Annotated in this window: 12 protein-coding genes; 4 read left to right on the top strand and 8 right to left on the bottom strand. The window is 44.4% G+C overall.

Annotation, left to right across the window (positions count from 1 at the left end; genetic code table 11):
• Positions 1-70: 70 nt before the first annotated feature.
• Positions 71-589, bottom strand: a complete 519-nt coding sequence (locus tag ON006_RS18280; RefSeq protein ID WP_244820814.1) for a DUF7935 family protein — start codon at positions 587-589, stop codon at positions 71-73.
• 144 nt (positions 590-733) lie between these two features.
• Between ON006_RS18280 and ON006_RS18275 the strand changes: the two genes are divergently transcribed.
• A complete protein-coding gene (locus tag ON006_RS18275; RefSeq protein WP_244820813.1) occupies positions 734-1,030 on the top strand; it encodes a HesB/IscA family protein in 297 nt (98 codons plus the stop codon).
• A 13-nt stretch (positions 1,031-1,043) separates the two neighbouring features.
• Here ON006_RS18275 and ON006_RS18270 read toward each other — a convergent pair whose 3' ends face one another.
• Entirely contained in the window at positions 1,044-1,616 is a 573-nt protein-coding gene (locus tag ON006_RS18270; protein WP_244820812.1) for an NUMOD4 domain-containing protein, read from the bottom strand.
• A 146-nt stretch (positions 1,617-1,762) separates the two neighbouring features.
• Between ON006_RS18270 and ON006_RS18265 the strand changes: the two genes are divergently transcribed.
• Positions 1,763-2,122 (top strand): CoA-binding protein, encoded by a 360-nt coding sequence (locus ON006_RS18265; protein WP_244820811.1) that lies wholly within the window; start codon positions 1,763-1,765, stop codon positions 2,120-2,122.
• 7 nt (positions 2,123-2,129) lie between these two features.
• Here ON006_RS18265 and ON006_RS18260 read toward each other — a convergent pair whose 3' ends face one another.
• The 5 genes from ON006_RS18260 to ON006_RS18240 all read right to left on the bottom strand — a co-directional run bounded on the left by ON006_RS18260 (position 2,130) and on the right by ON006_RS18240 (position 6,361).
• Positions 2,130-3,131 (bottom strand): 3-oxoacyl-ACP synthase III family protein, encoded by a 1,002-nt coding sequence (locus ON006_RS18260; RefSeq protein WP_244820810.1) that lies wholly within the window; start codon positions 3,129-3,131, stop codon positions 2,130-2,132.
• A gap of 119 nt (positions 3,132-3,250) precedes the next feature.
• Entirely contained in the window at positions 3,251-3,970 is a 720-nt protein-coding gene (pssA, locus tag ON006_RS18255; RefSeq protein ID WP_244821177.1) for a CDP-diacylglycerol--serine O-phosphatidyltransferase, read from the bottom strand.
• Positions 3,971-4,007: 37 nt separating this feature from the next.
• Positions 4,008-4,646 carry an MBL fold metallo-hydrolase gene (locus ON006_RS18250; RefSeq protein ID WP_244820809.1) on the bottom strand — a complete coding sequence of 213 codons (639 nt, stop codon included), beginning with the start codon at positions 4,644-4,646 and terminating at the stop codon, positions 4,008-4,010.
• Between the two features lie 155 nt (positions 4,647-4,801).
• Positions 4,802-5,512 carry a hypothetical protein gene (locus ON006_RS18245; RefSeq protein WP_244820808.1) on the bottom strand — a complete coding sequence of 237 codons (711 nt, stop codon included), beginning with the start codon at positions 5,510-5,512 and terminating at the stop codon, positions 4,802-4,804.
• Positions 5,513-5,656: 144 nt separating this feature from the next.
• Positions 5,657-6,361, bottom strand: coding sequence for an SAM-dependent methyltransferase (locus ON006_RS18240; protein WP_244820807.1), 705 nt, complete (start codon positions 6,359-6,361; stop codon positions 5,657-5,659).
• 73 nt (positions 6,362-6,434) lie between these two features.
• Between ON006_RS18240 and ON006_RS18235 the strand changes: the two genes are divergently transcribed.
• On the top strand, positions 6,435-6,866 hold the full coding sequence (locus ON006_RS18235; RefSeq protein ID WP_244820806.1) for a hypothetical protein: 432 nt from the start codon (positions 6,435-6,437) through the stop codon (positions 6,864-6,866).
• On the opposite strand, the gene ON006_RS18230 is transcribed toward ON006_RS18235, so the two are convergent.
• Positions 6,859-7,635, bottom strand: coding sequence for an alpha/beta fold hydrolase (locus ON006_RS18230; protein ID WP_244820805.1), 777 nt, complete (start codon positions 7,633-7,635; stop codon positions 6,859-6,861). The genes ON006_RS18235 and ON006_RS18230 overlap by 8 nt on opposite strands.
• Positions 7,636-8,097: 462 nt before the next feature.
• Between ON006_RS18230 and ON006_RS18225 the strand changes: the two genes are divergently transcribed.
• Positions 8,098-11,448, top strand: a complete 3,351-nt coding sequence (locus tag ON006_RS18225; RefSeq protein ID WP_244820804.1) for a TonB-dependent receptor — start codon at positions 8,098-8,100, stop codon at positions 11,446-11,448.
• Positions 11,449-11,480: the final 32 nt, after the last annotated feature.

The following is an 11,480-nucleotide window of genomic DNA, read 5'->3' as shown; positions in this document are numbered from 1 at the left end:
CGGCACTCGGCCGTCAACCATTTTTTATTCAAATAAGTATTCGACAGCCGAAAGCCGACCGCCGAAGTTGTTAAAATAATGTCCTAATCTCGTCTTTTAGTAACTTCAATGCATGGGTTACCGGCTGTACGTCCTTATCAATAACCTGTGCGAAAATCTTTTTAGCCAAGTCAGCAGGAGGGGCATCGGGCGTTACTTCCAAAGCCGCCTGATTGATAGCCGCTACCGTTTCGTTCATGGCATTGTTGATCTGTTCCCAGGCAATAGTACTCATATATAGTTGCTGGGCAACATTGTGATTGTATTCTTCCCGGATCTCATGCAGTAGTATCTGTTGCAATTCCAATGCGCTCATGGCGGAAGGGACCAAGCGCAACAACAAATTGCTTGGGCTGATCCGTTCCAGGAAGAGGCACATGCGTTCGTAGGCCTGCAAACGTAGGGGAAGTGTGATCTCAATATTTTTGCTCCTGATATCCAGTTTTTGTTTTTCAAAAAACTTGTCGGCGACTGTTGTAATGGTCAGATAAATCACAACAGCAATAACAGCTCCAAGCAAAAGGATAGTAAGCAACAAATAGAATTCCATATAACAACAGTAATTTTATGCTAAAACGAAGCACAAAATTAAGGGATTGCCAAGATTAAGCAGTTATTTATTTAAAATACGAATGGAACACGGCACGGGGGATTCGTGTTCATGGTTACGAAAGATACAGATTGAGGTTACAATATGGAAAGTCCTATCCAGCTAACGGAGAAAGCCAAGCTCGAAATCAAGACAACATTAGAGGCCAATAAGATTCCTGACACCTATGGTCTAAGGGTAGGGCTCCGGGGTGGCGCGTGCAGCGGTACCTTTCTGCTCGGCTTTGATACCGCCACAGAATTTGATCAGACCTATGTCATTGAAGGCATTCAAGTCTTTATCGATAAACGTCACCTGATGTATGTGATCGGCGTATCTGTCGACTACGAAGAAGGAGCGAACGGCAGCGGTTATACGGTTTCTACCGCGGAAAAGAAGTGAGTTAGTAAATCAATCAATCTTCAATGGTTACATGTTTCCAGTTCTCTCCTGAACGGATCCGGTTAAGCTGAGTATGCGTGATACCAAACTGTTTGGCGATCATTTTCAATCGGTTATTGTCATTCTTAAGTAGCTTTTTAATGATGCGCACCTTGCTTTCAGTAAGCTTGTAATTTTTAGTACGCCTCGGAATGACCCGGTTGATAAAAGCAGGATTTTCACGGTTGTGATCGATCATTTCTGCCTTGGTAACCCATTTAAGGTTTTCAAAATAGTTGTTCTGTTTCTCAAAATCTACATGGATCACGAAGTTGTGCTCGTCGCTGGTTTTGTCCACAAAATGCTCGGCTACTAACTTATGTACGTACCTGTTGATCGTTTTTCCCCCTGCCACACGGATATTCAGGGACCTGTAACCCTGAATAACCGATCCTTTGATAATTACCCCTTCCTTCGGGTTGTTCTGAAAACTTTTCAACCTGCCGTAATTCGATACTTCGTAATGAGGAGCGTTCTCGATTTCGTCGAATTTAATTTTTGCCCACTTTTCGTTCCAGAAACTCCGACTTACATTTAACTCATTCATTTTGATTATGATATAATATTAGGTTCAAAGGATTTATTACACTGATGTTACTCCAAAACTTCCCGGGAAACGTTTTTTTGATATTTTACTGTTATTTAAAGTGTGTGGGAATCATGGATTCTTATTGTTCACCAATTTCAAAAAGTATGAAACGTACTCTTATCATAGGAGCATCTTCTAATCCATCCAGGTACGCTTACCTGGCGGCTCAAAAACTCAGGAACTACGGACATCCCGTATTGCTTCTTGGTCGCAGAAAAGGGTTTGCATTAGGCGAAGAGATTCATCTGGAAAAAATAGAGTGGGAGGATGTCGACACAGTTACCCTGTACATTAACCCCAGTCACCAGCCCGAATACTACGACTACATCGTTTTGCTTAATCCTAAACGCGTCATCTTTAACCCTGGTACAGAAAATCCTGAATTTAAAAACATTTTACTTAATAAAAATATCGTACCAATCGAAGCTTGCACACTTGTGTTGCTCTCAATCGGGCAGTACTAGCGTGTGCTTACCACCTGATCAGCGCCGAAGCCCAGGTAAACCCGCTTCCAAATGCAGCAAGGCATAACAGGTCGCCGTCTTTAAGCTGCTTGTTTTCCCACGCCTCCGAAAGGGCGATCGGAATGGAGGCTGCGGTGGTGTTTCCAAAACGCTGCAAGTTGTTGATAACCTGCGATTCAGATAATCCCAATTGCTGCCTTACATAATCGCTGATGCGGATATTGGCTTGATGTGGTACCAGCAGATCGAGGTCTGCGGGGCCGTATCCGTTGGCAGCCAGGGCCTCATTGATTACTTCTCCGAAGCGAACGATTGCGTGTTTGAACACGGCATTCCCGTTCATAAAGACGTTAAATCCTCCTTCTTCCAGTATTTCTTTCGTGACCGGCCTGCCTGCGCGGCTACTACCGGGATCACGCACATATAACTCTTCCGCATAGCGGCCATCTGCGTGAAGGTGTGTAGATAATATACAATGTTGTGGATCTTCAGTGGCGGTAACCACCGCAGCACCTGCCCCGTCACCAAAAATAACCGCGGTATTTCGTCCCGCAGTACTCTTATCAATCCATGTGGACTGGATCTCCGAACCCACCACCAGCGCAGTTTTATACATGCCGGATTTAATGAATTGATCCGCGATCGACAAGGCATAAACGAAGCCTGAGCATTGCTCGCGGATATCGATCACCGGTTTCCCGTCCATTCCAAGTTCGCGCTGCATCAGAAATGCGGAACCCGGGAAAAAATAATCGGGTGTGATGGTGGCGTAAACGATGACGTCAACGTCGTTGGGAGTGAGTCCGGCGCGATCGAGGGCTTGCCTGGAAGCCGCAGCGGCCATGCTATAATTGGTGTCTTTTCCGAATTCAAAATAGCGCCTCTCGCGAATTCCTGTTCTTTCCTGAATCCATTCGTCGGATGTCTCCATCCATTGAGTTAGGTCACTATTGGTAACAACGTTCTCAGGAACATAGTATCCTAGTCCTGTAATTCGCGACAATGTCATACTTTCTAAACTAAAATGAATTGGTAATGAGATAGTTGGGAAATCCCGGTCAGACTTCATTACATGGTTTACTTACGAGGCAATGTACTTAAAAAATGACCACAAAATTGCAACAAAAACTACTGGTTAGCAATTGATTCATTCTTTTTCCTGAGATTTTCAACCACTGAAAGCAAGACATAAAGTATTAGAATAGCAGGAACGGCCAGGATTTTCAGCGTAATCAGTAAAACAATTGTGAGGAGGATCAGAATGAACCGCGCTTCATTTCCTTTCCATTGAAAATGCTTGAATTTTAATGCGATGAGCGGCATTTCCATCACAAGCAGGTAGGACATTACGACAGTCAGTATCAGCAGATTATTCGTATTAATGATCAGATCTTTCCAAAATACGTCCTGTGTATGGACAATCAGTGGCAGAGAACCGATCAGCATGGCATTGGCCGGTGTGGGGACTCCAATAAATGAATCGCTCTGTCTCGGGTCATTGTTGAACTTCGCCAGCCTGATCGCAGAAAAAATAGCCATGATAAAGGCTGGATAAGCCTTCCAAATCCCGAGAAGGTCAGGAATGCTTTGCATCAGCAACTGATATAGAATAATGGAAGGTAGCAACCCGAAAGTGACCATATCCGCCAGTGAGTCGAGGTCTTTTCCTATGGGTGAGCTTACTTTCAGCAAACGGGCCAGAAATCCGTCAAAAAAATCAAAGATCAGGGCGATGCCGATTAGTACGCAGGACAATAGCAAGTTATTATGAAACGCTTCGACAACGCCAATGCATCCGCAAAGGAGATTTCCACAAGTGAGTGCATTCGGAATGTTGCGACGGATCATATAGGTAGGGTTATGTTTTACGGACTGAAAATAGGAGTTATCTGAAAAAGGGATTGTGTTTTTTCTCAAAACCAATGGTTGTGGACTGCATATGTCCAGGAAAAACCTGGTAGTCGTCAGGTAATGTGAAAAGTTGTGTACGAATGCTCGAAAGCAATGTGGCATGATCCCCGCCTGGTAGGTCTGTGCGGCCGATGGATAGATGAAATAGTACGTCGCCCCCGATCACAAACTTTTGCTCATCGTTCACGAAAGCAACGTGGCCTGGCGCATGGCCCGGGACAAAAATGATTTTCAATGATGTATTTCCAAAAGTGACCGATTCGCCTTCTTTCAGGTACTGGTCAATTTCCGGCTCATCGAAAACAGCAAACCCGTAATTGGAAGCATAGCTTTTCACAGCTTTTAATACAGGCTCGTCGAGGCGGTGCAGGTAAAACGGAATATTGTACTTTCTTTTGAGCGCGGCAATTCCCAAAACGTGGTCGATATGGGCATGTGTGTTGATGATCTTAACTGGTGTCAGATTGTTGGAGGCAATGTAGTCCGTTAGTGTTTTGTACTCGGACTGGTCATAACAGCCTGGATCAATGATAATTGCTTCCCCGGTCTCGTCGGAAAGCAAATAAGTATTTTCTGAAAACGGGTTGAAGACAAAAGTCTGTATTTGGACCATTCAGGTAACGATTTAAAGCATTGTTTGTATTTTGTGGCGAAGTTACGAAACACTTTGGAATCCGTCTTGCAACCGTTTGTTAATATCGCTCAAAACAAAAACGCCGCTACATTCAAGGATGCCGCGACGTTTTTTTGAAGCTGAGGAAGTGTTAATTAATTGATCTGTTGCTCATGAATGGTCACCGTGATCCTGTCGTAGTAAAGTTTGGTCAGTCCCTCATAGCCGGAATCGGTTCCTACAAAAAGCCAGATCTCGCCATTGGAAGCCGCCTTCACCGTAAATGGCCTGCCGGAATTTGATCTTTTGACCAATGCATATTTCGTGTCTTCACGGCCACTGGCCACATCACCCAGTACCAGCGCATCAGTGCCGCCCTCGGACTGCTGTCCCTTATCCAATGTAAATTGATAAAAGCTTTTTACGAGTTTTCTCGCTGGCTCGCTTGCCGAAGCACCTGCTTTGAGATAAACCGAGCTTCCCGGAGACCCCCCGGCGCCAACGCTGCTGGCAGGATAGTTGGTCGCAAGGTTAATATCGAACTGCACGGCGTAAGTACCATTTGGCACAAATCCCGTCACCTTTTTCTTCAGATACATAAACATATCGTCGCTGCGGTTCGTGCTCTGGATCATGAATGCGTGCTGTGACGTGTCCAGGCCTGTTGGTAGTCTGGATTGAGCAAACTTCATTGTTAATGTGCTGTCAACTGTCGTCGTATCATATTCAGCGAATTCGGCCGTCCATTTGTCGGTACCTGTTTCGAAATTGGAGTCAACCACCGTGATCACGTCCAGGCCGTCATCATTACAAGCTGATACCATTGCGGCAAGAGCCAGACTTGTCCATATTATCCATTTTTTCATGACCTTGAATTGATTTTAACCATTTAGAAAAACTAGTCACTTTCCGTCAAGATCGGATTGCAGAATATTTGGTTGGAAAGAAAGTAACTATACTTTTTTTTGTGTTATTGCAAATGATTGATTTGTAGTTATTTAGAAATGATTTTAGCCGATTATAAAAATAGTAGGCTTTTTGTGCAGGTCGGGCAAATGTGATTTCCAGTTTTTAATTGACATCGTTTTGATAAATTCATCACCTGCTGTGACATTAGAAGCAATACATAACAATGTGTCCGGCGCACAGGTTTCAAGTACAGCCTCCAAGAGCTGATTATTCCGAAAAGGCGTTTCCATAAATATCTGGGTCTGCTGACGCTGCCTGGCTTCACGTTCAAGCGACTGGATCGTTTTTTTTCTCAGTGCTTTATCAATAGGAAGGTAACCGTGAAAAGCGAAGGACTGGCCGCTCATTCCGGACGACATCAATGCCAGCAAAATGGACGATGGCCCCACCAGCGGCACTACACGTATGCCCATTTGATGCGCCAGATTTACCGCCACCGCGCCAGGATCGGCTACTCCGGGACTCCCAGCTTCGGAAATAACCCCCGCATTTTGAGTAAGCTTTTTCAGTTCCTGCGCAGTAACCGACTCAGGCGTATCTTTATTTAGCTCAATAAAAGTGATATCGTCAATGACCTTTCCAAGTTTCAGGCTACTGATGAATCGCCTGGCCGTGCGTACATTTTCAACAAAGAATACATTCAGCTCACCAACCACCTCCCTGATTTGGGGACTGAGCACCTGGTGTTGGGTTTCCTCCGCAAGGATAGTAGGGATCAGATAAAGCGACAATGCAAGGTCATTCATTTTAGGAATTTTTAAGTTTTTCCAACCAAATGAGCTGGGAATGGATCATAGATGTGTGAACAAAGTTAAAACAATGAAACGACTGCTATATATTCCCCTGTTCCTGATCGTGCTGCTGTCCTGCAAGAAGGATAGTATGGATGGCGTCATGTCATACGTGGATTTTAAGACTATCCAAGGCCCTTGGCGCTTAATTGAAATCGAAAGGACCTCGTTAGATAACAAAAATGTTTGGGAATCGGTGGCCAGCGCCCAGTCAGATACGCTTACTTTCCGGGAGGACGGGGTTATCTTAAATACCGACGGTACCCCGGCCTGCTGTCCTCCCAAATCGCTTATTATTAATGGCCAGCTGCTGGACATTAAACCACAAGCTGCATTACCTGCAAACCCGATTTGTGCGCTTGTAAACTGCGTTTATTGCCCCACCTGGGAAATAAGTTTAAGCGACGATCAGCTGATTGTTTCGTCCTGCAACAGTCAAAAAAGGAAATATGTCAGATAGCTGCGCCCAAAAATTCAAGTAAGGTAGCCACAAACGCTTTCGGTTGGTCCGCCTGTACCCAGTGACCGGCACCGGTAATAGTTTCCAGCCGGGCATTGGGGAACAAGTCCAGAATCCCTTCCAGATCTTCATCCAGAATGTAAGTACTCTTTTCGCCTCGCATAAATAATACCGGCGCTTCCACTTTCTGGTTGGACTTGATTTCCGCACCTACATTGGCCATATCGGTACTCAGCAATGGCAGATTGAACCGCCAGCCGAATCCTCCTTCGTCTTTACGGTAAAGATTTTTCAAAAGAAATTGTCTTACCGGTAAAATCGGCTCGTATTCGCTAAGAATTTCATCAGCTTGGTTCCGGTTTTCGATGATATCGACCGGAATTGCATTCAATCCTTTCAATATTTTGCTGTGGTGAATGGGGTAGGCTTTGGGGCCAATATCCACGACAACCAATTTTTCAAAACTTCCCGGATAAGTTACCGCATATTCCATCACTGTTTTTCCGCCCATTGAATGTCCGATCAAAACAGGGTCAGAAATTTGCTGCTGTTCCAGAAATTCTTTGAGGTCGGCTGCTAATGTTGCAAAATTGAGCGGGCCTTCCTGAGGTGACCTGCCGTGGTGCCGTTGATCCACGAGATACACCTTAAAACCATTGTCGGCAATAGATTTGCTGATAGTGAGCCAGTTATCCAGAAAACCAAAGACGCCGTGAAGGATAATCAGCGGCTTGCCAGTTTCCCCTATTTGTTTAAAGTTGAGCTGCATATGTAATGTAAAATGCTGATGCGGAATTTGTTAGTAGAAATAATTCTCTTGATTTAATGACGTATTCATATTCCTCATGCTGCAAAGGTGGGTACTATTTTTGTTACCGTAAAAACATCACTTTGGAAAAAGTTAACAATATCGTAACAAGCGCTATTCTGAATGTCTCCCAATGAGGAAGAAAAAGAGAAAAAAATTTTTTTCAAACTTCAAAAATCGGTTTAAAACCTGTACGCCGGTTATTAATTAATTTTAATAATTTGTTAACATTCAAAATATTGAAGTATTGGTACACTAATCTGTATTATTCCAATAGGTCAAGTAGTTACACGGATTAGTATTGCATTTTAGTAGGATTTGTATTTTTGTTATTGAAATAAAAAAGGTATTCTTTTGCATCAAATATTACTCATCGCCCCCAGATGAAACCTTCTAATATTACAAACCAAATCACTAAAATTTATGAACGGGAAAAGTTTACTTTTCAGGGCAGCGGGCCTCGCGCTGGTTGTACTTCTATTATCATTACTGGGTCCTAATGTACAGGCGCAGGTTACCTCATCAGCAATCACCGGTCGTGTAGCCGACAGCAAAGGAGAAGTTCTTCCCGGCGCAACTGTCGTAGCTGTTCACGTTCCATCCGGTTCAAAGTACGGCTCTATTACCAATGAGCAAGGTCTTTATACCATCCCGGCAGTTCGGGTAGGCGGGCCTTACACAGTTACAGTTTCATTCGTAGGTTTTAGCGAACAGGCGCAGGAGAACATTTTCGCCAACCTGGGAACAGCAGCCAACGTTAATTTCGACCTAAAAGACGGCGGAACACAATTGAGCGAAGTAGTAATCACGGGCGCAGGAAGCGATATTTTCAGCTCTGACCGTACCGGTGCCGCTACTACATTCAACAAGGGACTGATCACCAGCCTTCCTACGCTTGGACGTACGCTGAACGACATTACCAAATACAATGCATACAGCAATGGCCGCTCATTCGGAGGCCAGGACAGCCGTTACAATAACTTTACGATTGACGGTTCTGTTTTCAACAACGGTTTTGGTTTAGGGAATGAAGCAGCGGCAGGTGGCCGGACAGGTTCCACGGCCATTTCCCTGGATGCGATCGAAGAGGTTCAGATCAACATTGCACCTTATGATGTTCGTCAGTCAGGTTTTGCGGGAGCGGGTATCAATGCAGTAACACGTTCAGGTACCAATGAATTCTCAGGATCGGTTTTCCACTTCTTCAAGAACAAAAGCCTTGCAGGTAACAAGCCTGATGGTAACAAGATCACCATCAATGAGTTCAATGAGAAAACAACCGGTTTTAGATTGGGCGGTCCTATCATTAAGAACAAACTTTTCTTCTTTGTAAACGGTGAATTTGTAAAGCGTTCCAGCCCGGCACTTGATTTCGTGTTGAACCGCGGCCAAACCGGAAGCAACGTTTCCCGCACCACAGCAGCTGATCTGGAAGACCTTGGTTCTTTCATGAAAGAGAAATTCAAGTATGACATTGGTGCGATCGACGGCTTCAACAACGAAAACACGAGCAAGAAATTCCTTGCCCGTATCGATTACAACATCAGCGACAAGCATAAGCTGACATTGCGTTACTCACACCACGATTCTGATTCTGATGTATTGATCAGCCAGAGCAACAGTAGTAACACAGCGGGTTTTGGTAACCGTACCAACTCACTGTCAGCGATTTCACCACAGAATACAGGCTATATCATTCAGGACAACACCCGTTCATTCGTAGCGGAACTGAATTCAAATTTCGGGGGAAAATTTGCTAACAACCTGATCGGAACTTTTAACAAACAAATCGAAGACAGAAAGTACAAAGCGCCGATCTTCCCGACTGTTGAAATCCAGAAAGACGGATCTACCTACACAACTATCGGTTCTGATCCATTTACTCCAAACAACCGCCTGGATTACGCGACATTCAACCTTACTGATAACCTGACGTATTTTGCAGGCAAGCATACAGTAACATTGGGAGCGGCTTACGAGCATTTCAAGTCTAATAACCTGTTCTTCCCGACTTCAAACGGAGTTTACGTTTTCAAATCGATCCAAGATTTCAAGAATGCGGCGAATGCATATCTTGCTAACCCAGAATTGACTGTTGCTCCTGATACATTGGTTCGTTTCAACTATCGTTACTCATTGCTTCCAGGCCAGGCACCACCTTGGCAGGTATTCAAGACTCAGACGTTCAGCCTTTACTTACAGGACGAATTCCAGGTTACTTCCAATTTCAAGGTTACTGCCGGTCTTCGCGGGGACTACATTACAATCCCAAATACTTCTAAGCAGTATTTTAATGCAGATGTAGCTTCCAAGACTTTCAGAGACCCGGAAGGACAACCTTACATTGTTAACACAGGAAATGTACCAAAGGCTCGCATTTATTTGTCACCACGTATCGGGTTCAACTGGGATGTTAAAGGAGATCATACTACTCAGGTTCGCGGTGGAACAGGTTTGTTCCTTTCAAGAATTCCTTACGTATTGATCTCGAATCAGTTGGGTAACAATGGTGTCAACTCAGCGACCATCGGGGCTAACAATACCGTAGCTTATCCATTTACATTGGATCCGTCACGTTATAATCCTACCACCACTACTAAATTGTCAGGATATCAGGTGAATGCTTCGGATGAAAACCTGAAATTCCCTCAGGTTTGGAAAAGCAATATTGGTATCGATCAGCAATTGGGCTGGGGTGTAGTGGCTACGTTGGAAGGTATTGTTAACAAAAATTACAACGCACTTCGCTACATCGATGTCAATCTGAAAGCACCTACTGCTACTTTTAGCGGGGCTGACGGCCGTGATCGTTTTCCTGCTTCGGGTCTTTCAGGAAGTGCTGCGAACACTGCCCGACTGGTTGAATCATCTATTTCCAATGTATACGTGTTGACCAACACTAACAAAGGCTACTCGTACTCGATCACTGGTAAACTTGAAAAACCAGCTACGAGAGGATTCGGTGGAATGGTAGGTTATACTTACGGTAAGGCTAAGGACATTGCTTCAGTATCCAGTACAGTTGAAGGAAACGTACCAGGGGTGAATGGTTTGAACTACCTGGATCTTGGCTATTCAGGAAATGACCTTCGTCACCGTTTTGTAGGATACGTCTCGTATCGCAAAGAATACGGTGGAAAGTTCGGAGGAGCGACGATGTTTACATTGGGCGGTGTGTCTAACAGCGGAACCAAGATCTCTTACATCAGTTCAAGCGATATGAATGGTGATGGTCAAAACAATGACTTGTTATTTGTTCCAAAAAGCGCTTCGGACATTGTTTTCTCGACTTTGACTACCACGGTTAATAAAAAGACCTACACATTCTCTCCCGAGCAGCAAACGGAAGCTTTCCAGAAATACATTGATAACCATCCTTACTTGTCAGAAAGAAAAGGAAAGTATGCGGAACGTAATGGTGGTGCCTATCCATGGTTAACCAGATTTGACTTGACGGTAGAGCAGGATTTCTACATTAAAGTGGGCGCTAAACAGAAGAAAAACATCATTCGTCTGAGAGCCGATGTTTTCAATGTTGGTAACCTGATCAACAACAAATGGGGTGTTGGGAACCAGGTAACTGCTTCGTCAAACAGTACGCAGTCCAACCCGCTTAACTTTGCAAGTGTATCGGCAGCTGGTGTTCCTTCTTACAGAATGGGTACTCAGATTGTCAATGGCGAGCCAATCCTGGTCCGCGATGCATTCGTGAAGTCGCAAACGATCAATGACGTTTGGCAGGCGCAGATTGGTATCCGTTATATTTTTAACTAATAGCACGTTAGTATAAAAAGCAAAGAGCCCGT

This window comes from Dyadobacter pollutisoli, assembly GCF_026625565.1.
GTDB lineage: Bacteria > Bacteroidota > Bacteroidia > Cytophagales > Spirosomataceae > Dyadobacter > Dyadobacter pollutisoli.
This window is presented reverse-complemented; position numbering and strand designations above follow the sequence as displayed.

What these genes read in the sequence shown, in the direction of transcription:
- ON006_RS18230 (WP_244820805.1), bottom strand. Translation starts at nt 7,635, where the DNA reads ATGCAGCTCAACTTTAAACAAATAGGGGAAACTGGCAAGCCGCTGATT.
- ON006_RS18265 (WP_244820811.1), top strand. Translation starts at nt 1,763, where the DNA reads ATGAAACGTACTCTTATCATAGGAGCATCTTCTAATCCATCCAGGTAC.
- ON006_RS18235 (WP_244820806.1), top strand. Translation starts at nt 6,435, where the DNA reads ATGAAACGACTGCTATATATTCCCCTGTTCCTGATCGTGCTGCTGTCC.
- ON006_RS18270 (WP_244820812.1), bottom strand. Translation starts at nt 1,616, where the DNA reads ATGAATGAGTTAAATGTAAGTCGGAGTTTCTGGAACGAAAAGTGGGCA.
- ON006_RS18245 (WP_244820808.1), bottom strand. Translation starts at nt 5,512, where the DNA reads ATGAAAAAATGGATAATATGGACAAGTCTGGCTCTTGCCGCAATGGTA.
- ON006_RS18280 (WP_244820814.1), bottom strand. Translation starts at nt 589, where the DNA reads ATGGAATTCTATTTGTTGCTTACTATCCTTTTGCTTGGAGCTGTTATT.
- ON006_RS18250 (WP_244820809.1), bottom strand. Translation starts at nt 4,646, where the DNA reads ATGGTCCAAATACAGACTTTTGTCTTCAACCCGTTTTCAGAAAATACT.
- ON006_RS18275 (WP_244820813.1), top strand. Translation starts at nt 734, where the DNA reads ATGGAAAGTCCTATCCAGCTAACGGAGAAAGCCAAGCTCGAAATCAAG.
- pssA (WP_244821177.1), bottom strand. Translation starts at nt 3,970, where the DNA reads ATGATCCGTCGCAACATTCCGAATGCACTCACTTGTGGAAATCTCCTT.
- ON006_RS18225 (WP_244820804.1), top strand. Translation starts at nt 8,098, where the DNA reads ATGAACGGGAAAAGTTTACTTTTCAGGGCAGCGGGCCTCGCGCTGGTT.
- ON006_RS18260 (WP_244820810.1), bottom strand. Translation starts at nt 3,131, where the DNA reads ATGACATTGTCGCGAATTACAGGACTAGGATACTATGTTCCTGAGAAC.
- ON006_RS18240 (WP_244820807.1), bottom strand. Translation starts at nt 6,361, where the DNA reads ATGAATGACCTTGCATTGTCGCTTTATCTGATCCCTACTATCCTTGCG.